Genomic DNA, 24,086 nt, shown 5'->3' with positions numbered 1-24,086 from the left:
GTCCTACCCTATGTCAAACGGACAGCGTAAACCGCTGAAAGGCTGGCTGGACTGCCGGCAGAATAGCCACTTCCATGACCCCTTCAGCAGGACGCATCAGCACAGTGGCGGCAGTCGCACTCAAATGATCGCCCGACGTGGCTTTTTGGGGAGGCCGGCAAACGGCATAGGGGTAGCCGAACCGGTCCATGAAGGCCTGCCTGAACGTCTCGAAATCGATTTTCCCGCCATCTTTGGTCAGATGCCGCAGGACGCGCCGTCCCCGGTACACCGAATCGGGGCTGGGCAGCAGCTCCCGCAGTTTGACAAGCGCTACCTGGCTTTCCCAGTGGTTGGCATGGATCAACAGGCCATTTTCAGGATGCAGCAGAAAACTCTCATCCGGGGCGCACTCGATATCGATGGCCTCGCCCTCACAGTGGCTGAGCATCATATTGTTGGCCACCGATTTGGGACTGTGATATACGGCCCGGATGGCATGGGCATAGTGTGATGTTTCCAGCGCCTTGCGCCGAATCAGAGGCAACGGGATTCCGTTGCGCATGCCAGCGCGATCCGATTCAAGGTTATTACCCGTAATCGCGATACCCGCCGCATTGAATCCTGAGCGCGCAAGCTGCCCCGCCTCGGTAAATACCAGGATATCGGGCCCGTCATCCCGAACAATGTGCATCACGATACAAGTCTGTGCACATTCGACCCGCCAGTCCCAGTTCTGCCCGTGCATCAACACCCCGTCGGCGCTCATCTCCGGCAAGACCACCGCTGCCGTGCATCCGTCCGGCGCCAGTGTATCAGGCTGCATACGGGCGTACATCAGCAATTCACGCCTGGCGTTGATTACTACGATGTGCTCGAACGGTACGTCTGCGCCTTCGGCAATGCCACGCATCTCTTCAACATAACTGGCGTCAAAGGCCTCGATGGCTGGCAGAAACGCCTGTGTCAGCGTTTGCAGGCGAGCCGGACTGATATCACGTTTTTCCAGCAAGCCAACATAAAACTCTGCCGCTTGCCGGATACGATCCTTCGCCTGCTCACCATGCTGGCGCCCTCTTTCACGTGGACCGCCGCTGATCCTGACAAACGGCAATATATTATCGTTATGCATATCTCAATCTCACTACGTGCTGATCGGTTTTGTTCAATAAAGCGCCATGATTGCGCGCTTGCGGTATTTACTTTTTACTTACCTGCCACAAGCGGGCCGCCGAACCTGGCCAGCTTGTATAACCTTGCACGTTGTTGGAGGTCGCATCAATCGTAATGCCGTTATAGAGCATCACCATAGGCACGTCTTCCAGAAAGTCTTTGTGCAATTGGTCAAGTAAGGGCTGTCGTTTGGCTCTGTCGCCGGTAGCCAGTGCCTGTGCGAGAAGCTCCAGATCGGCGGGGTTATCCCACACCTTGCGTTTCTGGACCTTTTTGTCACCCATGAAATGTTCGTACAGCAAGGCATCGTCAAAACGTGGCGAGTATGAGAACGCCATCATTTGGTATTTTCCAGAGTTATAGCGGTCCAGCTGAGTCGCCCAATCCATCACGTCCAGTTTCACATTGATGCCCGCCTGCTGCAGCATGGCCTGAGTCAGAATGGCCGCGTTATACATGGATGGATAATCCTTGTTCGTAATCAGGGAGATTTGTTGTCCCCGATATCCGGCTTCCTGGAGCAATTTTTTGGCTTCATTCAGATCATACTTCCAGCCTGTCTGCTGCACGGATGTATAGGACGGCGTGCCTGTGGGAATGACAGAATTATTCGGTTTGCCCAGTCCATTGGTCACCATCTCGACCAGCGATTTGATGTCTATTGCAGATGCAATAGCACGACGCATCGGCTTTGTCATCAAAGGATCGGCAGTCTGGATCAGAAGCGTATTGCGCCTTGCCGTATAACTATGTGATATTTGCAGATTGGTATTTTGCTTGAGCTCTTCATAATCGGAACTGGTAATGTCCGGAATCAGGTCCAGATCACCACGCACCAGTGCTGCCTTTGCCGCAGAAGCATCTGGCACCACCAGGAACTTGACGCGTTCGACCAATGACTGCTTGTTGCCGACATAGCCATCCGCGGCGCCATCCATGCTTGCGTAATCCTTGAAGCTGAGCAGCTCAACATAGGACCCTTTGCTCCAGGTTCCGAGCTTGAATGGTCCGGTGCCTACGGGCTTGTCCCAGCTGCCGTCTTCCTTGACCGAGGCCTTGTTCAAAATCCCGGTCATGCCGCAATCGGGACGCGCCAGTGTGCTCAGGAACATGGGATCGGCCTTGTCAATGACGACTTTCACCGTCATGTCGTCCGGTGCCGACACGTCGGTGACCTTGGTGCCATTGCGACCGCTGAATTCGGCCCGGCAGCGCCAGCCCACATCAGGATCCATATAATGTTTCCAGCTCCACAGAACGTCCTGCGCCGTCAACGGCTCACCATTATGGAACTTGACGCCCTTGCGCAGGAAGAACGTATAAGTGAGGCCGTCGTCGGATTCCTGGACGCGTTCGGCCAGTAACGGTTTTACCGTGCCCACATTATCGAACGCGACCAGTCCCTCGACCATGTGCGAGACAACCATATCAGCCGTGCTGTCACGATTGACGCCAGGTTGTGAACTGCGTAGATCGGCCGGTATCTGGACATTCAAAGTCTGGGCGCTGGCGCCCGCGACAAAGAAGCCAGCCAGGGAAAAAAGGGAAAGCAGATATTTTTTCATATTATGCACAGCTCCATTTTCACGAAAGAAAAGACAGGCTTACAACTTCTGGCCCGATTTGTTGTCAACCTATTTGAGCGCGGGCCGATGCGCGGCGCTGCACCAATACGTCGGAAAAAAAGTCAGTAATCTGATCGATGCAGTCCTCCCAGCGATGGGAAACGCCTGGCACGACATCGAACCTGACCTTGACGCCTGCGGCTTCGAAAGAGCGACGCAGCGTATCCAGGCGCTCGGGACGCGTGCGTCCCGCATCATTGGCGCCTTCCATCCAATGTCGGCCACCTGGTTTATGCGTTATTTCCCAGGTTTCAGTATCTGCATCACCAACAATCATTTGCACCGGCACACGCGCCAGCGCATCCAGGTCAATTTCAATGCCGAACAGTTCCGCTACATTGCCAGTACCGACCCACCAGTCCTGTTTTGGATCCAGCAACGTGACGGAGCCCGGCGCACCCACAGAGGCTGCCCAGACCCGGGACGGATGCAGCATCGTGAATCGATGAGTAAAGTGGCCGCCGCCTGAAAATCCGAAAAGTCCGAAATCCTTGAAATTGAAGCCGTAGCGTTGGTTGATTTGCTCGACGATATCGAGCACCACCAGATCATATCGAATATCGCCTTCACTGATATATTTGTAGCCATTACGATTGTCATCGCCCTGCACGCCGACAGGAAACAATGGACACAAGATGACGCAATTGTTCCACCGCGCAAAATGGCTGAAAGCATCGCGATATTCTGTAATAGTTCGCCCGGTTCCATGCACCGCGACAACCAGTTCAGGCGCCGGACCGGCCTGCTGAACCGAGCGTGGCACATACATACAGAAGCTGAAACGAGGATCCTTGTGGCAGGAAAAAATCGTCGTGTGCCCCAAATCATACATATTTTCCCCGCGTAATTCCGGGGTCGCTTCTGCGGTTGCTACAGACATATTTACTGCTCCTCATATTTATGCGCATAAACTATATGCACAAAGTATACGCACAAAAATGCGTCCATACAAGGTATAATGTAATCACACAACAACAGATTGCGGCTCTTGTTAGCGCAGAAGGAAAACAGCCATATGGCAAAAGTACGAGGTAAAGTGCCCCGTATGCTGGGTGACGAAATTGCACTGGAAATACGTAATGGCGGCTTTCGGCCCGGTGAGTGGATACGCCTGAGCGATATCGAAGAGCGCTTCAAAGCCTCGCGTTTCGACGCACGTCGCGCCTTGTCCGAACTCGTGCTGCGTCAGGTTCTTGAACATGCGCCCAACCGCGGCTATCGCGTCTATGCGCCCGATGCCGAAACTATCCGCCATGTCCGCGAAGCCCGTGTTTTTTTAGAAAAAGAAAGCATTCGCAACGTCGTCAAGAACATTGATCAGGACACATTACATCAGCTCAAAATGCTGGCCGAAGAATTTCGTCATGCCGCCGATCACGGCACGCGCAGTGAACAAAATGAAATCAACAACCGGTTTCATATTTTGCTCTTTTCCTGCAGCGGCAACCCGGTCATTGAAGGGATGATCGAAGATTTAAGACAACGCCTTGGCGGCTCTTCTCAGGCCGTATGGCAATCACGCGATGCCCTGCTGCAGAGCGCGCTGGATCATATGGATATTGTCGCGGCACTTGAAGCGCGCGATGCCGAGCTGTCCGTCAAACTGATAGAACGGCACATCAGCCGCCTCAACACCTAAGATCGCGTCAGAAAGCGGCCGGATATGCACGGATGCGGGTTTCTTCCAGGCACCAAATAGTGCGTGGTGCAGCGGTTGATGGTCGCAGTGGTTAATAATCGCGGTGTAGACCAGTCACTCCGGTAGCGGGTCATCTTACGCTTGTTTGAACACGTCCATTGGCAAGCACGCCCTTTCCCGCCGGACGTGGCTCACGCTGGATGGCGCGGCGCTCTCAGCCTTCGCTGAACGGCCCTGCAAGGCCGGGACTTGCGTCAATACAAGAGCGGCTGATTCATGAAATATCAGCGCTCTTGCTTGCGGCCGCGGCCAGACCTATCGCGGGACTCGATTCTTTTTACTTCGCAAACAACTGGTTCATGTCTCGGAACGCCTTGAATTCCAACGCGTTTCCACAGGGATCAAACAGAAACATGGTGGCCTGTTCACCCACTTGACCTTTAAAGCGGATGCCAGGTTCTATTACAAACTTGGTATTAAGCGCTTTGAGGCGTTCCGATAGCGCTTCCCACTGACCCCATTCAAGCACGATGCCAAAGTGCGGCACCGGCACGTTGTGGCCGTCTACGGCATTGGTGTGCGCTTGTTGCTGGCTCGCCGTTTGCGGATGTTCGTGAATGACCAGTTGGTGTCCGTAAAAATCGAAATCGACCCATTGCTCGCTTGAACGTCCTTCGGACAGGCCGAACACCTCGCCATAAAAATGGCGGGCAGCCGCCAGGTCATAGACGGGGATAGCTAAATGAAAAGGTGACAAGCTCATTGGTTTTCCTGAAAAATGTAAGGTTGGCTGCGTCGGTATTGGTAACGTTTATTGCAATGCCATCGCACTTTGGATGATCCAGCGTGCGAGAGCCGGGACCGAATTTTTATTGTAGGCTCAGTGTTGAAAAACTAAAATCAATATATATTTGTAATATATACAAATATTATTGATGTATTGGGAATACGATGATCCGGGAACTCAAAACGTTTGTCGCGGTATCGCGCGAGGGTACGTTTGCCGCCGCCGCGCAGAAAATCGGCCTTACCCAGGCGGCAGTCAGTGCCCAGATGCAGCGTCTGGAGGCTGAATTGGGATTTTTACTGTTTGACCGGCAGGGACGTTCGGCGAAAATCAATGCAAAGGGACAACAGTTACTTTTGCAGGCACAAGAACTAATTCAACTTTACAGCAATCTGGGTGCTGCGCCTGTCGCCAACGCTAAAGCCATGCATATCAACGTCGGCGCCATTGCAACGCTACAACGGACGGTATTGCCTTATGCGCTGGCCGACTTTCACAAAGCCTGCCCGGGCTGCCATACCCGCATCATTCCTGGTGTATCCATGGACATGGTGAATCTGGTGGACGCGGGTGATGTAGACATGGCAGCCATTGTTCGCCCGCCTTTTCAATTGCAAAGTGAACTGCAATGGCAAACGCTGGCACGCGAACCCTTCAGGCTTATCGTTCCTTCTCATATCACCGGAAGCGACTGGGCCCCCTTGCTGTCTGAGCAGCCGTTCATCCGCTACGACCGCGCCTCGTTCGGTGGGCGGCTGGTTGATCGTTTCCTGCGCAAGATGCATGTGAGCCTGCAGGAAATTTGCGAATGTGATGAACTTGAAACAATTGTCAAGCTTGTGGCTAATGGTGCAGGAGTCGCGCTCTTTCCGCAAACCGCCGCTTTCGCGCGCTGGCCTGCGAAAGTTCGCGCCATTGATTTAGGCGCTCATACATTCTATCGTGAGACAGGATTGCTTCACAGGCAGGAACAAGCCCTGGCCCAACCGGTGCGCCAGCTTATTCAATTTATCGTTCAGTGCTCACAACATCAGCACATCAACGATGCCGCCTCGCCGGCAGGACGATGATCGATGTGATCGGCCACCGCGGCGCTTGCGGCCGTCACAGATGCGATGCGAGCCGCACTTGCAGTGCGACACGACCCCCGCAGTTGTATTGGGTTTCGAAGGGCCCGCTTCATGGCATGTAAACGACGTTATGACACAAGTCTTATATAAGACTTTCAAATATAAACAGTTTTCCTTCGCATTTTTTCATTTGAAAACGTACAATGAACGCTTAAATTATGTCAATTGTCTTGGAATATGATGCAGCGTTATTTAGCCGGATTTCTGTTCGCACTTGCTGGTGCTCTAATGGCAAACTGGCTGCATCTACCCTTACCTTGGATGATCGGGCCGCTGCTTATCACCGCTATAAGCAAGTTGCGCGGGGCCCGCACGCAATCGCATGTGGCATTCCGAAGCATGGGCCAATGGGTGATTGGTACATCCCTGGGACTCTATTTCACCGAAGAAGTACTGCATATTGTCCTGGATAACACATTTGCTATTGTGCTGGGCATGCTGTTCGCCTTGTTTCTGGGCGGCGCAGGGGCTTTTGTCCTGCGCCGCTGGGCAGATGTGGACTTCAAAACTGCCTGGTTCGCCTCGGCTATCGGTGGCGCGAGCGAAATGGCCAATCTTGCCGAACGCAATAATGCCCGGATAGATCGGGTGGCCTCTGCCCATAGCCTGCGTGTTTTGCTTGTCGTAGTAACGGTTCCCTTTGTCTATAAGTTTCTTGGATTGCATGGCCTGACCGTAAACACAACGGCTGCTATCGCGTTCTCCTACAGCGGCTTTTTTCAGATGATTGCCCTTACCTGCGCATTTGGCTTTGTTTTCGGCAAACTGCGTATTCCAAACCCCTGGGTGCTTGGCCCGCTATTTATTATGACGGTGCTGACGAGCAACCATATAGCGCTATCTATCATTCCTCCGGAAGTACAGCACGCCGGGCAAATGTTTATTGGCTGGTCGCTTGGTGACAAATTTGGACCGGATTTTTTCAGGCGTGCACCAAAATATCTGGGCGTGGTGGCGCTAGTCTGCATCGGATCCCTGTGTCTGGCCCTGATTTTTTGCGGCCTGCTGTCGCTGATTTCCGATATCCCGCTGGCAACTCTGTATCTGGCAAACAGTCCCGGCGGCATCGCGGAAATGACCATTACGGCAAAAGTGCTGCAATTGAGTCCCCCTGTTGTTACCGCCTTCCATGTATCACGAATGGTATTTGTGTTGCTCGTTACCGGACCGCTATACCGACTACTCTCAAAAAGATATCAACTGACATGAAAAGTCGCGATCCCGTCCAGCAAGATATTGCCGTCAAATTAATACCATTTATCGTCGGGTGCGCATTGTTCATGCAAATGCTCGACGCCACTGTGGTGGCAACCGCCCTTCCGATGATGGCAGTTTCTTTGCAATCTACCCCGGTTCGCATGAACGTGGCTATCACCTCGTATTTGCTGGCAGTGGCGGTGTTTGTCCCGATCTGCGGCTGGGCCGCCGATCGCTTCGGGGCCAAACGCCTGTTTCTCTTTGCCATTGCCCTGTTTGCTTTAACGTCGCTCACCTGCGCGTTATCGTGGGATCTGACTTCCCTGACGGTGTCCCGATTCATCCAGGGTATTGCAGGTGCAATGATGGTTCCGGTAGGCCGTATTATCATGTTGCGAACAATACCGCGTAACCAGATTCTGAAAGCCACATCATTTCTTTCCATTCCCGCCCTGCTCGGCCCGATTTTGGGCCCGCCCCTGGGCGGGTTTCTGGTGACCTATGCCTCGTGGCACTGGATATTTCTCATCAATATCCCAATCGCTATTATCGGCATTGCATTGGTGCTCCGATATGTACTTGAGTATCGCAGCGAGAGAAAACCTCGGCTTGACTGGCTCGGTTTTCTGCTCATTGGCGTGGGCATGGCGACGTTTGTTATTGGTATTGAAGCCATCGGCAACCATACCCATGGGTATCGGTATCCGCTGCTGCTTTTGACCACCGGACTGGTATGCACATTGCTGTACAAGCGCCATGCCAGGCGTCACCCAGAACCCATTATCGATCTGTCGCTGCTTAAAATTCCCACCTTTTCAGCTGCTGTCATTGGCGGCAATATGACGCGGCTGTCGGTTGGGGCAATGCCGTTTCTACTTACCCTGCTGTTTCAGGTTGGGTTTGGCTACTCGCCGCTAGCCAGCGGCATGATCACCTTTTCGATGGCCATCGGATCGCTGATGATGAAATTCATTGCAACTGCGGTATTCGGCCGGTGGGGCTTTCGCACGGTACTTCTGGTAAATGGCACACTTACCGGCCTAATGACAATCACAAATGCATTTTTCATCCAGAGTACGCCGATACTGCTTATGGGCACCGTACTGCTGATGGGGGGCTTTTTCCGCTCATTGCAGTTCACCGGTGTAAATAGCCTGGCATTCGCGGATATCGAGCCGGAACAAATGAGTCAGGCAAGCTCTTTTTCTGCCACCGCGCAACAGATCGGCATCAGCCTGGGCATGGGTATTGCCACAGTCACGCTGGATCTGAGCATGCAACTGAGAGGCGCCAGCCACGTTTCAATTGGGGATATTCATACCGGGTTCTGGGTAATCGGACTCTTGTCCATCGTCGCCGCTTACTGGTTTTATAAACTTGATCCCAAAGCTGGCGAAGGAATTACCGTACACAAGGAACGAAAAAACCGGATCAGATTCAAACGTCGTCGCAAATCGGGCAGCCGATCCGACCGCAAGTCACAAGCGACGCCAACGCCGACGGATAATGCAAGGACATAAAGGCGTGTGCCCTTCCAACTATGCCCTTGAACCGACCATGTCGTGCAGCCGACAAACCGGCATGGGATGCCTGCAAATACTATTGATCTCCCGATGCGCATTACTTTATCTGACGCAATTTCACGACAGATAAGATTATAGACTGAGGTGTAAATAGTTTGAAGAAAACCGTGATAACTGTGATAGCTGACGTTGGCTGAGATAGCACCGGCACGTGAAATAGGCCAGCCATTTGCCGAAATTGGGTGTGTACGCTCAGCAAATAGCTGAAGCCGTAAATGCGCTTTGCCGTCTGATCCTCCAGGCCACCGTGGTCGCCGGCCGGTTCAGTGCGCCACGGAAACGTTCCAAGCCGTCATCACGGGCGATAAGCGAAATTCGTATGCCAGTCGATAACATCACATGACAGCACATACAACATAACCGCCCTTCACTGCCCTTCACAACCTTGAACCAATTTAATAATATTTCAATTGAAATATTATTAAATTTTTCTCTGTCGCCGAAACATCTCAATCCCCCTGATCTTCTTCTGAAGACCAGCTACAAAAATAAAGGACCCAAACCGACTCGCCCGCCAGGTCGCCCAAGATCAGCCAGTGCCAACATGATCCTGTCTGGATTCTGTCGGCGCTGTCAGTAACGGGGTAGTTTCGGTTAGCGCAGTCGTCAGATGTTGCAGGTTTGTTTGATAAGAAACACACCCGATGGGTTTTGTTGGGCGGCTGTTATGCCGGACTGCCCTCGGACGGCGATTCTATTGGGCAGTTGCTGTGTTGGGAAACGCTTTTTATGGGCCTTGTCGACCTTATTGCGCCGAACGTATAGCGCCGACAGTTCAATTGCATGTCGGGGTGAAATAGATTATTGAATTGCCGCAGCAATTTGCCGGCCAAGCTCAGCAATCTCGTCCATATCCCCCTTTACCCGACCATGGCGCTCTACTTTTTGGCCAATATACCGGGGAACCAGATGAAAATGCACATGATGAACGGTTTGTCCGGCAATCTCGTTATTGAACTGTGACAGGATAAATCCATCGGCTTTGGTCACTTCCAGCAGCGCTGGCGCGATTTTTTTTGCAGTCGCCATACACGCCTGGGCACCTTCCACCGACAAATCGAGCAACGTTTCTGCCTCTTCCTTGGTCAGAATAAGCAAATGGCCTTTGGTCTGCGGCATGATGTCCATCATGGCATACGTCTTGTCATCTTCATATATCTTGAAGGACGGCGCTTCTGCGCGGAGAATCTTTGCGAAAATATTCTGATTATCGTAGGCCATGTTTGCTCCTCTATCGCCTGATTGAAAACGGATGTGGTCCCATAAACGGAGGTGGTCCCATTATAGGCGCTTCAATATTGCTGCAATGCAGCACAATAAAGATCGCCGCTACCATGAGCGCCACCGCTGGGTTATCCCGAATTATAAGGGGTATGCAGATTTATTGGTTGATGGGACACTCTCACGCCATCAATCTGATACCACCCTCAGATGGTTAACAGATCAATCCCATCGTTGAATTTTTCTGCGAAGTCCGGCACCCGTAACAGGCACTCAGCGCCGGCGTTGAAGATGTCCCGTACCGTCTTCTCCACCACCGCATTCCTCTCAAGCAACGGAATCGTGCGCGTCCGCCTGAAAGTGTATTTCATCGTCGGTGGCTTTTCAGCCCGGCACCTGCTATTCGCGCAGGTGCCGAATGTTGTCGGGCATTTCGGTCATGAGTTTGGAAGTTCAATTAGTTGAAATTACTGCATTGTCCATTTCTACAAGGGCTTGTACAATATTTGGCCTATCCATTCCAATATGAGGTGTTTGTCCAATGCGCCATTGATGCCGCCGTTGTTATGACGGCCAGTCTCCACCAGCCCCCAGTACAGGGGAGTTCTTGGCATCTTTGGAATAGAGCATGACGAATACCCATCTCGTACTAAAAGACGTGTCCTACGTTCTGCCAGACGGCAGAACTCTTTTCTCCGACCTTCACAAGCAGTTCGATATGCGCTCAACGGGACTGGTCGGACGCAATGGTGTCGGCAAAACTTTGCTAGCACGCATCCTGGCTGGGTCGTTACAACCAACCACCGGCCGTTGCCAGCGTTCCGGCAGCGTGCATTACCTCGCCCAGCAAGTGGTTCATCCTGAGGGTTCTACAGTGGCCGACTTGGCGGGGGTAAATCACACGCTAGATGCGCTGGCACGTATTGAGTCAGGCAGTACAGCACCGGCGGATTTCGATACCGTGGGAGATCACTGGGACATACACCAGCGACTCCGTTATGAACTTGAGCGCAATAACTTGAGCCACCTTGAAGCAGATACACCTGCCAGCATTCTGAGCGGCGGTGAGGTGATGCGAGTTTCCCTGATTGGTGCCATGCTCTCGGATGCAGACTTCTTGATTCTTGATGAGCCCAGCAACCATCTCGACCGACCGAACCGACAGGCTCAGATCGAACAACTACAACGCTGGCCACGTGGGCTGATTGTGGTCAGTCATGATAGGCAATTGTTGGAGTCCATGGAATGTATCGTGGAATTGTCTTCCCAGGGACTGCACAGCTACGGGGGCAATTACTCATTTTATGCCGAGACTAAGGCACACGAACGGCAGAACGCCCTACAAAACCTCGGTGAGCGCAAGCTTGAACGTCAGCGCCAGGAACAGGGCATGCGCAAGCAGCGTGTACGGCAGGAGCGACGGCAGGCACGCGGCAATCGGCAAGGCAAGGAGGCCAATCAAGCTAAGATTCTGCTGGGTCGTCAGAAAGAGCGCAGCGAAACATCGTGGGGTACGCTGCGCCAGAAACAGGCCGCCAGTCGGGCACAACTCAACCAACGCGTGCGTGAAGCCGCGCAGCAAGTTGAAGACGAGTCGCAAATAACCCTGCATGAAATACCAATCACGCAGTCTGTAAAGCGTCAAGTGGCAGATTTGAATGGCGTGGAGTTGCCGTACGTAGGGGGCGCAACCCGTACCATAAGCCTGTTCGTGGGTGGACAACAGCGTATAGGTGTTGTGGGCCCTAACGGTTGTGGTAAATCCACGTTGCTTCGAGTGCTTGCAGGCCAAGTTGCGCCTTTGGCCGGGGTATCCAAGGTGACGCCCGAGAACGCATATCTCGATCAGCGATTAGAAAATCTGGATCCGGAGAAGACGATACTAGAACAGTTACAATTAGCCAATCGCACCGCTACCGAAGGGGATCTACGCATGCGCTTGGCTCAACTCGGGCTTGACGCGCGGAAGATAGTGACACCCAGCGGGTCGCTGAGCGGCGGTGAGCGTATAAAGGGAGCTCTCGCTTGCATACTCTACGCCGATTCACCACCGCAACTGTTGTTACTTGATGAGCCAAACAACCACCTTGACTTGCCCTCAGTACAGGCATTGGAAAGCATGTTGCGTAGTTATCAAGGCGCGTTGATCGTGGTGTCGCATGATGACTCATTTCTGGAAAACCTCGGACTTACAGATCGCTTACTTGCTACTGAGCACGGCTGGAGCTTGGAGCCACTTTGACGCGAATGTCTAAAATCCTGCCCATCAAAGACGCATCAGCGATCTACGTCTGGTCTGTAATCATTGCCGGTCCCGTGCCTATCTGCCCTCTTTCGACCTTCTCCTGACGGTTTTCGCTGCGTCATGCTTGATAAAGCCGGCTAAATCGACCCCTGCCCGGCTTAACTCTCGGCAACCATGAAAGTTGCGCGCCTCGCGTTTCCGGGAATGTTGGGAAATCTACAGATAGATTTCCCAACATTCCCGATCTCGCATTCAATATATGACCAAACGAATATTCAAATAATCTGTCAACCAAGAGCGTAAAAAAGCCCCAAAAACGCATTCAAAACGATGCTTTTTGTCGATTTGTGCCTGTGGATAAGCACTGGGCGGGCTATTGTGAATAACTTCTGTATCAAAACTTGATAAGCATCTGGAAACTCCCAAGGGCTAAAGTTGTTCATTTTTATACACCGGTCAAAAGCCAGGTATTCACCAACCCGATTTGCCCCTAATTATCTGAATATTCACGTAAATTCATCCGTTTCAACATATCCACAGAGTATCTATCTCTTAATCTTTTATATATTCAAATAGATTAATAACTAGAGGTGCTTTAGCACCGAAAGTGCCTGCTCCAGGGTCTCCTGTTTTTTTGCAAAACAGAAACGGACCAGGTTATGGTTAGATTCGACATCACCCGGATTACGATAAAATGCAGAGACTGGAATCAGAGTGACTTTCTTTTCTTGAGTCAACCACTTGGCGAAAGTAAGCTCGTCATCCTGGGAAATTTCTGCGTAATTGGCCAGTAGAAAAAAGGTTCCCTGGCTACGTATCGGTTTAAAGCGGGTATTTTTCAGACCTTCGTAGAGAAAATCGTGTTTTTCCTGGTAAAAAGCAGGCAACGAGAGGTAAGTTGATGGGTCCTCGGTATAGATCCCCAGCGCGACTTGCATTGGCGAACTGACTGTGAACACCATAAACTGATGTACTTTGCGTAATTCCGCAGTCATGCCTGCAGGCGCGCAGCAATACCCTATTTTCCAGCCGGTTGTGTGGTAGGTTTTTCCAAATGAAGAAATATGAAAGGTTCGCGCCGCCAATGTCGGGCGACAGCAGAGGCTCAGAAACGGTTTTTCGTCAAAAACAATGTGTTCATAGACTTCGTCGGCAAGCAAAAGTACATTGGTATCGGCAATAATAGTTTCCAAGGCGTCCAGATCGCTGTCGGCCAGCGTGATACCAGTAGGATTATGGGGAAAGTTCAGTATCACTAGCCTGGTTTTGGGCGTAATCGCCTCCCCTACCCTGTCCCAGTCCACTGAATAACGGCTTTGTTGATCTGCAGGTGCTAATAGTGGGACAAAAACTGGAACACCGCCAGCAAGACGAATGGCCGGAACGTAGGAGTCGTAACACGGTTCCAGCACGATTACTTCGTCTCCGGGATTGACCACAGCAAGAATGGCTGCCATTAGCGCTTCGGTCGCCCCACTGGTGACAGTCACCTCGGTATCCTCGTTATATTGGTGGCCGTACAGTGTTTCCACCTTTTTGGCGATGTTGCTACGCAACCGTTGATCGCCTGGCATGTAGGGGTACTGATTGTGCCCGGTTTTCATCGCCTGAGTCACCAGGTTGACTAGTTTTGGATCAGGATCGAAGTCCGGAAAGCCTTGACCCAGGTTCGTTGCCTTGAAATCAGCTGCCATTTTGGTCATAACGGTAAAAATTGTGGTACCAACGGCAGGAAGTTTGGAGGAAATGCTTGTAATCACTTTTTGCGTCTCTTACTGTATTAATTTTATCAACAGGGCTATAATTCTTATTATGCCTGAATGTTGATGATCTTATGCACAAATAATACCTATATATTCACTGCATATTCACAGCGTTATTAACATGCTTATCCACAATTGTTCCACGTGGAACAATTTAGATTGTGCCTTTTATTTGCTATTGCATTTAAAATAGCATTTCACAGAATTTCCTTTTAATGTTCCACGTGGAACATCTCGCTATTCCTATCATTGAAAGAACAGAATGAACTACCCAGACGAATTTGACGTCATTATTGTTGGTGGAGGTCACGCCGGTACTGAAGCGGCGCTTGCTGCTGCGCGTTCCGGATCCAAAACCCTCTTATTGACCCATAATATTGAAACCTTGGGGCAGATGTCCTGCAATCCGTCCATAGGCGGAATAGGGAAGGGACATTTGGTTAAAGAAATTGACGCTTTGGGCGGCGCGATGGCTATCGCTGCAGACGAGGCGGGTATTCAGTTTCGAATGTTAAACAGTTCCAAGGGCCCGGCGGTAAGAGCGACACGCGTGCAGGCGGATCGGGTTCTTTATAAACAGGCTATTCGCTCGCGGCTGGAAAATCAGCAGAATTTGTGGTTGTTTCAACAAGCGGTCGATGATCTTGTTCTTGAAGGGGATAGGGTGGTTGGTGCTACAACCCAGATTGGGGTGGTGTTTCGCTCTAAGACCGTTGTTCTAACAGCGGGCACCTTTTTGAACGGTTTAATCCACGTGGGTTTGAATAATTACTCTGCCGGGCGGGCGGGCGATCCTCCCGCAATCAGTCTTGGTCAACGTCTGAAAGAAATGAAATTGTCACAAGGGCGGCTGAAGACGGGTACGCCACCCCGTATTGATGCTCGCAGTATTGATTTCAGTAAATTGGAAGAGCAACCGGGCGATACAAACCCTGTGCCGGTGTTTTCTTATATGGGATCGGCGCAAATGCATCCGCGTCAGGTGTCATGCTGGATTACACATACCAATAGTCGGACACACGATATTATCAGGAATGGTCTTGATCGTTCGCCTATGTATACGGGGGTTATCGATGGGGTAGGGCCCAGGTATTGTCCTTCTATAGAAGATAAAATAAACCGTTTTGCCGATAAGGATTCTCATCAGATTTTTCTGGAACCAGAGGGCCTGCTTACCAACGAGATTTATCCCAATGGAATTTCTACCAGCTTGCCTTTTGATGTGCAACTGGAACTGATCCACACCTTACCGGGCCTGGAGCACGCGCATGTGCTGCGACCAGGCTATGCCATTGAATATGACTACTTTGATCCACGTGGACTGAAACGCAGTCTTGAAACAAAAGTCATATCTGGTCTGTTTTTTGCAGGACAAATTAATGGCACCACGGGTTATGAAGAGGCGGCGGCCCAAGGTTTACTTGCCGGGCTTAATGCGTCCCGACAGTCAAAAGGGCTTGAGCCTTGGACGCCGAAGCGTGATGAGGCTTATTTAGGTGTGTTGGTCGATGATCTGATTACGCGCGGCGTGACGGAACCGTATCGAATGTTTACTTCGCGTGCAGAATACAGACTTAGCCTGCGCGAAGATAATGCTGATTTCCGGCTGACGGAAATAGGGCGGCAGTTGGGTCTGGTTGACGACGCGCGTTGGGACTTCTTCAGCAAAAAACGTGATGCAGTCCAGTTGGAAATTTCCAGGCTGTCTGGTACTCGCGTCTCGCCCAGGACATTCAACGCAGATATTTCGGAAAAACTCCTGGGCAAGGTTCTGGAGCGCGACTATTCGCTCGCTGAGCTGTTGAAACGACCGTCTGTAACTTATGAAACCTTGACCAATGCTGCCACCGAAGACGGTTTGATGCTCCGGCCGGCAGATATCTTGTCCGACACAGTGAAAGAACAGGTTGAAATTCAGGTCAAGTATGCCGGTTATATTGCCCGTCAACAGGAAGAAGTCAGGCGCCAGAGCCATCTTGAAGAACAGAAAATCCCCGCGGATTTGGACTACGATACCGTGGCCAGTCTCTCATTCGAAGTGCGTCAAAAACTGAAGGACGCACGCCCCGAGACTGTGGGGCAGGCGCGCAGGATATCGGGTGTGACGCCTGCTGCCATTTCCATTCTGTTGATCCATCTGAAACGGTTGCAGCTTTCGACGAAAATGCTGAAGAAGACTGCGCCGTTAGTCGTTGAAGAATGAGCGGATGGGCATGAACGAGCATGAGATAGCACAGCGGCATGACCGCATTGCTGGTGCAGCTGCCACCCTTGGGTTGGATATCACTGACGCCCAGGTCCAGCAGTTGAGCGTCTATCAGGATCAGTTATTGCGCTGGAATAAAGTGTATAACCTGACCGCCTTGAGAGATCCGGATAAAGTGCTGATTCAGCATGTTTTTGATAGTTTGTCAGTGATCGGTCCCCTGAGTGATATCTTTGCCCCGGGTCGCAAAATTTCTGTGCTGGATGTGGGCTCTGGTGGTGGTCTGCCAGGGGCAGTCATGGCTATAATGAGGCCTGACTGGCAGGTATGCTGTGTAGACGCTGTTGAAAAGAAAACGGCATTTATCCGGCAGGCTGCGGGCGTACTCAATCTTTCGAATCTGGTATCCGAGCATATCCGTATTGAGCGAAAGCCGCCGGCCCAGGCCGACCTGGTTATTTCGCGCGCGTTTGCCTCACTGGTTGACTTTAGCGACTGGTCTGGCAGGCATGTGGGGAGTGAAGGGTATCTGGTCGCAATGAAAGGGCGCCTGGCATCAGAAGAAGTATCACAACTGAAAGAAAAGGGCGCGTGGACAGTTGCGCAGGTTCAGAAACTGAATGTGCCGGAGCTGGACGCTGAGCGTTGTCTTGTATGGTTGCAGCAAGTAGGAAAATATGACAAATGAAATAAAATCCCCTCGCGTATTCTGTCTCGCAAACCAGAAGGGTGGGGTAGGGAAGACGACGACGGCAATTAATCTGGCGGCCAGTCTGGCGTTACACAAAAAACGGGTGTTGCTGGTGGATCTGGATCCGCAAGGCAATGCGACCATGGGCAGCGGCATTGATAAAAATAGTTTAAGTTTAAACATTTATCAGGTACTAATCGGCGAAGCCGGAATTGAGGATGTACGGGTCCGTTCGGAAACGGGTGGGTATGACGTATTGCCAGGCAACCGCGAGCTGTCAGGTGCAGACTTTGATCTGTTCGAACTGGAAAATCGCGAGCATCGGTTGAAAAACGCTATTGCCCAGGTAGCCGGCGATTACGATTTCGTGCTGATCGATTGCCCGCCAACACTGTCGCTGCTGACCCTTAACGGGCTGGCATGTTCAAACGGCGTAATCATTCCCATGCAGTGCGAGTACTTCGCACTGGAAGGACTCTCTGATCTGGTAAACACGATCAAACGGGTCCACAAGAACATCAATCCAGATCTGAAGATGATCTGGTTGCTGCGCGTGATGTACGATTCCCGGATCACGTTGCAGCAGCAGGTATCGGAGCAACTGATGGAGCATTTCGGCGACAACGTGTTCAAAGCGGTCGTACCCCGCAATGTGCGGCTGGCCGAGGCACCCAGTCATGGCATCCCTGGCGTGCTGTACGATAAGTCGTCGCGCGGCGCCAAAGCCTATCGGGAATTCGGGGCTGAAGTCATCAAGCGCGTCAAAGCAATGGATAAGGAATAACAGAGGAAATCATGGCAACAGCGTCATCGAAAACTGCCGGTAAAACCGCAGCAAAAAGCAGTACCAAAACGCCCGCAAAATCCGCGACAAAAACCGCGGCGCGCGTCGCGCCTGCAGCGGTCAAGAAGGCCAAGGGCCTGGGGCGCGGATTGTCTGCGCTTTTAGGCAATGACATCAATGTCATCGAGGATTTGTCCCGAGACGAGAAAACAGCCGAGCAGTTGCCTTCGAGCGTGCCGTTGAGCCAGATCCGCGCCGGTAAATACCAGCCGCGGACACAGATGGACGAGGCCGCATTGAATGAACTGGCCGAATCGGTACGCAGTCAGGGCATTATGCAGCCGATCCTGATCCGGCCGATTGCTGGCGACCAGACAGAGAAATACGAAATTATTGCCGGGGAACGTCGATTCCGTGCGGCCAAGCTGGCAGGTCTTGCAGAAGTGCCGGTGCTCGTGCGCGAAGTGGCTGACGAGAACGCCGCTGTGATGGCCTTGATCGAGAATATTCAGCGCGAAGACCTCAATCCCCTTGAAGAGGCGCAAGGGGTAAAACGGTTGATTGACGAATTCCAGTTTACGCATGAGCAGGCCGCCCAAGCCATTGGTCGCTCGCGCTCATTGACCAGCAACCTGCTGCGCCTGTTGAATCTGGCTCAGCCGGTCCAGAATTTTCTGCTACAGGGGCAGCTGGATATGGGCCATGCGCGCGCCCTGCTGGCCGTGGATTCGGCGACACAGATCATTCTGGCCAATCAGGTCGTGGCGCGCAAGTTGTCGGTGCGTGAGACCGAGAAGCTGGTCAATAGCGCAGGGCAGAGCAAGAGTCAACCCAAGCCCAGGGCCGCAAACCGGGATGTGGAGCGCCTGGAGGAGGCCCTGTCAGACCATTTGGGCACCCGTGTCAGCCTTAAAATGGGCAGCAAGGACAAAGGTCAGCTGATGATTGATTTTCACGGCTGGGAGCACCTGAATGCGTTGCTGGAAAAGCAGGGGTTGGGCAATATTCTGGAAAGCTGACATATGGGCTGCGCCGTGGTTCAATTGCGACGATTTTTCGACTGTAGAGGAAAAAGTTGTCACAAATCAGGATATTTACTAGCAGTGTCATAATTAGTACTTGACAGCGTATCGCAAGTACTACATAATCCGTAGTTCTCTTGGTGGAGTGCCCGAGTGGCTAAAGGGGGCAGACTGTAAATCTGTTGGCTTACGCCTACGTTGGTTCGAATCCAACCTCCACCACCAGCCGAATTTGTTCTTTGTGAAGGCTTTTGTTAGTCATTGGCTGCCGGAGTGAGTGATTTGCCCAGATTTTACGTCTGCAGCAACTCGTCATCCTCTTGCAGAGACAGTGGCGATACTGGTATACGAATAGTACCGCCTCAACAATAACAAATTGCGAATGCAGGAACGTTTCAGGATCCTGCGGGTGTAGCACAATGGTAGTGCAACAGCCTTCCAAGCTGATGATGAGGGTTCGATTCCCTTCACCCGCTCCATCCCGCACCGGTTTCCTATTGTCCAGGCCATATGTACGTTAATTTTTATATGGCCGGGACAAGTTGTTAGAAAGAATTTGCCCATGTGGCTCAGTGGTAGAGCACTCCCTTGGTAAGGGAGAGGTCGCGGGTCCGATTCCCGCCATGGGCACCACGAGCGTTTTAATTATTTATCCAGCCCCAATCTTCAGGAGTCGGTAATGGCAAAAGGTAAGTTTGAACGTACCAAACCACACGTAAACGTAGGTACGATTGGTCACGTTGACCATGGCAAAACAACGCTGACAGCGGCGATTACAACGGTATTGTCCAAGCACTTTGGCGGCGAAGCCAAAGGCTACGACCAGATTGACGCGGCGCCTGAAGAAAAAGCGCGTGGTATCACGATCAACACGTCTCACGTTGAGTACGAGACCGACACCCGCCACTACGCCCACGTAGACTGCCCGGGCCACGCCGACTATGTTAAAAACATGATCACGGGTGCTGCGCAGATGGACGGCGCGATCCTGGTATGTTCGGCCGCTGACGGCCCAATGCCCCAGACGCGTGAGCACATCCTGCTGTCACGTCAGGTTGGCGTGCCGTACATTGTTGTGTTCCTGAACAAAGCGGACATGGTTGACGATGAGGAGCTGCTGGAGCTGGTCGAAATGGAAGTGCGCGAGCTGCTGTCCAAATACGACTTCCCCGGCGACGACACACCGGTCATCAAGGGTTCAGCCAAACTGGCACTGGAAGGCGACGAAGGCCCACTGGGCAAGCAAGCCATCCTGCAGCTGGCCGAAGCACTCGATAGCTACATCCCGACGCCAGAGCGTGCCGTAGACGGTACATTCCTGATGCCCGTAGAAGACGTATTCTCGATCTCTGGTCGTGGTACGGTGGTCACAGGCCGTATTGAGCGCGGTATTGTTAAGGTTGGCGAAGAGATTGAAATCGTCGGTATCAAGGACACCGTCAAAACCACTTGCACGGGCGTGGAAATGTTCCGCAAGCTGCTGGACGAAGGTCAGGCGGGCGATAACGTGGGTATTTTGCTGCGTGGTACGAAGCGTGAAGACGTTGAGCGTGGTCAGGTTCTGGCCAAGCCCGGTTCGATCAAGCCGCACACCGGCTTTGCCGCCGAGGTGTATATTCTGTCCAAAGAGGAAGGCGGTCGTCACACCCCCTTCTTCCAGGGCTATCGTCCGCAGTTTTACTTCCGTACAACGGACGTAACTGGCACGATCAAGCTGCCAGAGGACAAAGAAATGGTTCTGCCTGGCGATAACGTATCAATGGACGTTGAGCTGATTGCCCCGATCGCCATGGAAGAAGGTCTGCGTTTCGCGATTCGCGAAGGCGGCCGTACCGTTGGCGCCGGCGTGGTTGCCAAAATCACGAAGTAATAGCAGTAGTTGCCATTGCAGTACAACGCGGTGCTTGGGTAGTGTATAGTTATATATGCACTACCCTCCGCTTCTGAACCGCGCAGAAGACAGGTTTACAGGGGTATAGCTCAATTGGCAGAGCGTCGGTCTCCAAAACCGAAGGTTGTAGGTTCGATTCCTACTGCCCCTGCCACCCATTTGTGGGGCTGTAAACAGCTCAATTTAACATGTCAAATAGCAGTGTAGAAACCGTAACAACACCGTCAGACAAGTATAAGATCGTACTGGCGGTGATTATTATTGCCGCCGGCATTTTTGCGTATTCATATTTTTCCGATATGAATATCTATGCGCGTGTGGGCATGTTTGTCGGTAGTCTGGTTGTTGCTGCTTTAATTTTCTGGTTCAGCGAGGCAGGACGTCGCCTGGTCGATTTCGGGACAGGCGCCTATTCGGAACTGAAGCGAGTGGTTTGGCCAACACGTGCCGAAACGATTCAGATGACCGGGATTGTGTTTGCCTTTGTCATTGTCATGGCCATTTTCCTGTGGCTTGTTGACAAACTGATTGAGTGGATTATTTACGGCGTGTTTTTAGGCTGGAATTAAAGGACAGGCGATGAGTAAACGTTGGTACGTTGTGCATGTCTTTTCTGGCATGGAAAAAAGTGTTCATAAAGCCCTTCTCGAGCGTATCGAGCGGGCTGGCCTGCAGACGTCATTTGGCCGCATTCTGGTTCCTTCCGAAGAAGTGATCGAGATGCGCGGCGGGCAGAAGGCCATTACTGAACGTCGGATCTTTCCTGGCTATGTGCTGGTTGAAATGGATCTGACAGACGAGACCTGGCACCTGGTCAAGAACACGAGTCGTGTGACTGGGTTTTTGGGTGGATCGGGTAACCGTCCGGCACCAATTTCCGAGAAAGAAGTAGAAAAGATTCTTTCCCAGATGGAAGAAGGTGTTGAGAAACCCCGTCCGAAAATCCTCTTTGAAGTGGGCGAAATGCTGCGCGTCAAGGAAGGTCCGTTTGCCGACTTTAACGGCAACGTGGAAGAAGTCAATTACGAGAAAAGCAAGGTGCGTGTCAATGTGACCATTTTTGGTCGTGCCACCCCTGTAGAACTGGATTTCAGTCAGGTCGAAAAAACCTGAACAATACCCTTTCATTAACCCCGGGGAGCGGCGCCAAGCCGCGATTGAACCCGTAAGGAGCATAGCATGGCGAAGAAAATCGTCGGCTTTATTAAACTGCAGGTGCCTGCAGGGAAAGCCAACCCATCACCCCCAATCGGTCCTGCGCTGGGTCAGCGTGGTCTGAATATCATGGAGTTTTGCAAGGCATTCAATGCCAAGACTCAAGGCGTGGAGCCCGGTCTGCCAATTCCAGTTGTGATCACTGCGTTTGCTGATAAATCTTTTACATTTATCATGAAAACGCCGCCGGCCACGATTCTGATCAAGAAAGCTGCCGGCATCCAGAAAGGTTCAGCACGTCCGCACGCGGACAAAGTTGGCACGCTGACACGTGCTCAGGCTGAAGAGATCGCAAAATCAAAAGAACCAGACCTGACCGCTGCCGATCTTGATGCAGCAGTACGTACGATTGCCGGCAGTGCCCGCAGCATGGGTATTACGGTTGAAGGAGTGAACTAATGGCTAAAGTATCCAAACGCGCGGCAGCTATTGCTTCCAAAATCGATCGCACCAAGCTGTATCCTGTTGCTGAAGCCCTGACGTTGGTCAAGGAAACAGCAACGGCCAAGTTCGATGAGTCTATCGACGTGGCCGTTCAGCTGGGTATTGATCCCAAGAAATCCGACCAATTGGTTCGCGGTTCTGTTGTACTGCCTGCGGGTACCGGTAAATCCGTTCGTGTGGCTGTATTTGCCCAGGGCGAGAAAGCCGAAGCCGCCAAGGCGGCCGGCGCCGATATCGTTGGCATGGAAGACCTCGCAGAGCAGATCAAGGCTGGCCAGTTCAACTTTGATATTGTCATCGCGTCTCCCGACACAATGCGTATCGTCGGTACACTGGGTCAGATTCTGGGCCCTCGTGGCCTGATGCCTAACCCTAAAGTGGGTACCGTGACACCAGACGTGGTCACGGCAGTGAAAAACGCCAAGGCCGGTCAGGTTCAGTACCGTACCGACAAGGCAGGTATCATTCACGCCACTATCGGTCGTGCGTCTTTCGACGTTGAAAAGCTACAGTCAAACCTGGCTGCGCTGGTTGAAGCCCTGAACAAAGCCCGTCCGGCTACGTCAAAAGGCGTTTACCTGCGCAAGCTGGCCGTTTCATCCACAATGGGTGGTGGAGCGAAAATCGAGGTTGCCTCTCTGGCAGCCTGATAACAGAACTTTGGGCTGTGCCTGATCGCGCATCAGGCATTGCTGTCAAAGACCGCTGGAGCGGCCCTTTTTGTTACGTTGTGACAGAGGAGGGCGGCTTAAAACCGGAGAGGTTCTTCCGGATCCTGCGTAGACGGCGTCCCATGGAAGAATTCTTAGCAGAGCTCGACCAGAGGTACGCCGCATATGGTTGACGCAATTGGGAACTGTTCCCAGCCGCGTCTTTAGATGGAGTGATCAAACCGTGAGTCTCAATCGTAATGAGAAAGCGGCAGTAATCGAGGAAGTATCCGCTCAAGTAGCGAATGCACAATCCATTATTGTTGCTGAGTACCGTGGTATTGACGTTGCTTCTGTCACCGTATTGCGCAAATCTGCACGTGAATCAGGTGTTTATCTGCGTGTTCTCAAGAACACGCTGGTCCGTCGTGCGATCGATGGCACGCCTTTCGAAGGCTTGTCTGATCAACTGACGGGTCCATTGATCTATGCGATCAGTGAAGATCCTGTTTCTGCATCAAAAGTACTGTCTACATTTGCCAAAACGAATGACAAGATCGTACTCAAGGGCGGCTCCCTTCCCGGCAGCCTCCTTGATTCCAACGGCGTTAAAGCCCTGGCCACCATGCCTTCTCGCGAAGAGCTGTTGTCCAAACTGTTGGGTACCATGCAGGCACCTGTTACACAATTTGTGCGTACGCTTAATGAAGTTCCAACCAAGTTCGTTCGTGGCCTTGCTGCCGTGCGCGATCAGAAGGAAGCCGCTTAAGGCACCTGTTGGTTCTTTTTTAAAGACTAAGCGATACAAAACCCTGGCAATTATTTAAATTTATTCGGAGTT

22 protein-coding genes and 4 tRNA genes are annotated in these 24,086 nt (G+C 52.0%); 19 read left to right on the top strand and 7 right to left on the bottom strand.

All coding sequences use genetic code 11. The annotated features are described in order from the left end of the window. Positions 1 to 13 precede the first annotated feature (13 nt). From CAP48_RS01495 to CAP48_RS01485, 3 genes are all read right to left on the bottom strand, one after another. The gene (locus CAP48_RS01495) at positions 14 to 1,111 is read right to left on the bottom strand and encodes a C45 family peptidase (protein WP_100694242.1); all 1,098 of its coding nucleotides are present in this window, start codon (positions 1,109 to 1,111) and stop codon (positions 14 to 16) included. Positions 1,112 to 1,178: 67 nt separating this feature from the next. Then, the gene (locus tag CAP48_RS01490; protein WP_100694241.1) at positions 1,179 to 2,717 is read right to left on the bottom strand and encodes an ABC transporter substrate-binding protein; all 1,539 of its coding nucleotides are present in this window, start codon (positions 2,715 to 2,717) and stop codon (positions 1,179 to 1,181) included. 64 nt (positions 2,718 to 2,781) lie between these two features. Next, complete coding sequence (locus CAP48_RS01485; RefSeq protein ID WP_100694240.1) at positions 2,782 to 3,657, bottom strand: hydrolase; 876 nt, start codon at positions 3,655 to 3,657, stop codon at positions 2,782 to 2,784. A 135-nt stretch (positions 3,658 to 3,792) separates the two neighbouring features. On the opposite strand from CAP48_RS01485, the gene CAP48_RS01480 reads away from it, so the two are divergent. Further along, positions 3,793 to 4,416, top strand: coding sequence for a GntR family transcriptional regulator (locus CAP48_RS01480; protein WP_100694239.1), 624 nt, complete (start codon positions 3,793 to 3,795; stop codon positions 4,414 to 4,416). 337 nt (positions 4,417 to 4,753) lie between these two features. On the opposite strand, the gene CAP48_RS01475 is transcribed toward CAP48_RS01480, so the two are convergent. Then, positions 4,754 to 5,179, bottom strand: a complete 426-nt coding sequence (locus CAP48_RS01475; RefSeq protein WP_100694238.1) for a VOC family protein — start codon at positions 5,177 to 5,179, stop codon at positions 4,754 to 4,756. 188 nt (positions 5,180 to 5,367) lie between these two features. Here CAP48_RS01475 and CAP48_RS01470 point away from each other — a divergent pair, with 188 nt between their 5' ends. The 3 genes from CAP48_RS01470 to CAP48_RS01460 all read left to right on the top strand — a co-directional run bounded on the left by CAP48_RS01470 (position 5,368) and on the right by CAP48_RS01460 (position 9,050). Further along, a complete protein-coding gene (locus CAP48_RS01470) occupies positions 5,368 to 6,273 on the top strand; it encodes a LysR family transcriptional regulator (RefSeq protein ID WP_100694237.1) in 906 nt (301 codons plus the stop codon). 237 nt (positions 6,274 to 6,510) lie between these two features. Beyond that, the gene (locus CAP48_RS01465) at positions 6,511 to 7,542 is read left to right on the top strand and encodes an AbrB family transcriptional regulator (protein ID WP_369806311.1); all 1,032 of its coding nucleotides are present in this window, start codon (positions 6,511 to 6,513) and stop codon (positions 7,540 to 7,542) included. Beyond that, the gene (locus CAP48_RS01460) at positions 7,539 to 9,050 is read left to right on the top strand and encodes an MFS transporter (protein WP_100694235.1); all 1,512 of its coding nucleotides are present in this window, start codon (positions 7,539 to 7,541) and stop codon (positions 9,048 to 9,050) included. Before CAP48_RS01465 ends, CAP48_RS01460 begins: the two co-directional genes overlap by 4 nt. An 864-nt stretch (positions 9,051 to 9,914) precedes the next feature. On the opposite strand, the gene CAP48_RS01455 is transcribed toward CAP48_RS01460, so the two are convergent. After that, positions 9,915 to 10,334, bottom strand: a complete 420-nt coding sequence (locus CAP48_RS01455; RefSeq protein ID WP_100694234.1) for an HIT family protein — start codon at positions 10,332 to 10,334, stop codon at positions 9,915 to 9,917. A 206-nt stretch (positions 10,335 to 10,540) separates the two neighbouring features. Beyond that, positions 10,541 to 10,705 carry a hypothetical protein gene (locus CAP48_RS20175; protein WP_161495174.1) on the bottom strand — a complete coding sequence of 55 codons (165 nt, stop codon included), beginning with the start codon at positions 10,703 to 10,705 and terminating at the stop codon, positions 10,541 to 10,543. A gap of 257 nt (positions 10,706 to 10,962) precedes the next feature. Here CAP48_RS20175 and CAP48_RS01450 point away from each other — a divergent pair, with 257 nt between their 5' ends. After that, the gene (locus CAP48_RS01450; protein WP_100694233.1) at positions 10,963 to 12,576 is read left to right on the top strand and encodes an ABC-F family ATP-binding cassette domain-containing protein; all 1,614 of its coding nucleotides are present in this window, start codon (positions 10,963 to 10,965) and stop codon (positions 12,574 to 12,576) included. A 587-nt stretch (positions 12,577 to 13,163) separates the two neighbouring features. On the opposite strand, the gene CAP48_RS01445 is transcribed toward CAP48_RS01450, so the two are convergent. Then, complete coding sequence (locus CAP48_RS01445; protein ID WP_255411689.1) at positions 13,164 to 14,339, bottom strand: methionine aminotransferase; 1,176 nt, start codon at positions 14,337 to 14,339, stop codon at positions 13,164 to 13,166. A gap of 265 nt (positions 14,340 to 14,604) precedes the next feature. Here CAP48_RS01445 and mnmG point away from each other — a divergent pair, with 265 nt between their 5' ends. The 14 genes from mnmG to rplJ all read left to right on the top strand — a co-directional run bounded on the left by mnmG (position 14,605) and on the right by rplJ (position 24,014). Beyond that, the gene (gene mnmG, locus CAP48_RS01440) at positions 14,605 to 16,545 is read left to right on the top strand and encodes a tRNA uridine-5-carboxymethylaminomethyl(34) synthesis enzyme MnmG (protein WP_100694232.1); all 1,941 of its coding nucleotides are present in this window, start codon (positions 14,605 to 14,607) and stop codon (positions 16,543 to 16,545) included. Positions 16,546 to 16,555: 10 nt separating this feature from the next. After that, positions 16,556 to 17,236: a 16S rRNA (guanine(527)-N(7))-methyltransferase RsmG gene (gene rsmG / locus CAP48_RS01435; RefSeq protein ID WP_100694231.1), complete on the top strand. Its 681-nt coding sequence runs from the start codon at positions 16,556 to 16,558 to the stop codon at positions 17,234 to 17,236. Beyond that, positions 17,226 to 18,023: a ParA family protein gene (locus tag CAP48_RS01430; protein ID WP_100694230.1), complete on the top strand. Its 798-nt coding sequence runs from the start codon at positions 17,226 to 17,228 to the stop codon at positions 18,021 to 18,023. The genes rsmG and CAP48_RS01430 overlap by 11 nt, the downstream gene beginning before the upstream one ends. An 11-nt stretch (positions 18,024 to 18,034) precedes the next feature. Further along, positions 18,035 to 19,042 (top strand): ParB/RepB/Spo0J family partition protein, encoded by a 1,008-nt coding sequence (locus tag CAP48_RS01425; RefSeq protein ID WP_100694229.1) that lies wholly within the window; start codon positions 18,035 to 18,037, stop codon positions 19,040 to 19,042. A 142-nt stretch (positions 19,043 to 19,184) separates the two neighbouring features. Further along, a tRNA-Tyr gene (locus tag CAP48_RS01420) sits at positions 19,185 to 19,270 on the top strand. A 180-nt stretch (positions 19,271 to 19,450) separates the two neighbouring features. After that, positions 19,451 to 19,524: transfer RNA gene (locus CAP48_RS01415), tRNA-Gly, on the top strand. Between the two features lie 79 nt (positions 19,525 to 19,603). After that, positions 19,604 to 19,678: transfer RNA gene (locus CAP48_RS01410), tRNA-Thr, on the top strand. Positions 19,679 to 19,724: 46 nt separating this feature from the next. Further along, on the top strand, positions 19,725 to 20,915 hold the full coding sequence (tuf, locus tag CAP48_RS01405; protein ID WP_100694177.1) for an elongation factor Tu: 1,191 nt from the start codon (positions 19,725 to 19,727) through the stop codon (positions 20,913 to 20,915). A 99-nt stretch (positions 20,916 to 21,014) separates the two neighbouring features. Beyond that, positions 21,015 to 21,090: transfer RNA gene (locus CAP48_RS01400), tRNA-Trp, on the top strand. A 34-nt stretch (positions 21,091 to 21,124) separates the two neighbouring features. Next, complete coding sequence (gene secE / locus CAP48_RS01395; protein WP_100694228.1) at positions 21,125 to 21,505, top strand: preprotein translocase subunit SecE; 381 nt, start codon at positions 21,125 to 21,127, stop codon at positions 21,503 to 21,505. A 10-nt stretch (positions 21,506 to 21,515) separates the two neighbouring features. Beyond that, positions 21,516 to 22,049, top strand: coding sequence for a transcription termination/antitermination protein NusG (nusG, locus tag CAP48_RS01390; protein WP_100694227.1), 534 nt, complete (start codon positions 21,516 to 21,518; stop codon positions 22,047 to 22,049). 66 nt (positions 22,050 to 22,115) lie between these two features. After that, positions 22,116 to 22,550 (top strand): 50S ribosomal protein L11, encoded by a 435-nt coding sequence (rplK, locus tag CAP48_RS01385; protein ID WP_100694226.1) that lies wholly within the window; start codon positions 22,116 to 22,118, stop codon positions 22,548 to 22,550. After that, positions 22,550 to 23,245, top strand: a complete 696-nt coding sequence (gene rplA / locus CAP48_RS01380) for a 50S ribosomal protein L1 (protein ID WP_100694225.1) — start codon at positions 22,550 to 22,552, stop codon at positions 23,243 to 23,245. Before rplK ends, rplA begins: the two co-directional genes overlap by 1 nt. Positions 23,246 to 23,489: 244 nt before the next feature. Further along, positions 23,490 to 24,014, top strand: coding sequence for a 50S ribosomal protein L10 (gene rplJ / locus CAP48_RS01375; protein ID WP_100694224.1), 525 nt, complete (start codon positions 23,490 to 23,492; stop codon positions 24,012 to 24,014). The last annotated feature ends 72 nt before the right edge of the window (positions 24,015 to 24,086 follow it).

Source organism: Advenella sp. S44 (assembly GCF_002810445.1).
GTDB lineage: Bacteria > Pseudomonadota > Gammaproteobacteria > Burkholderiales > Burkholderiaceae_B > Advenella.
The sequence above is the reverse complement of the archived record's forward strand: the minus strand, read 5'-3'. Positions and strand labels throughout refer to the sequence as shown.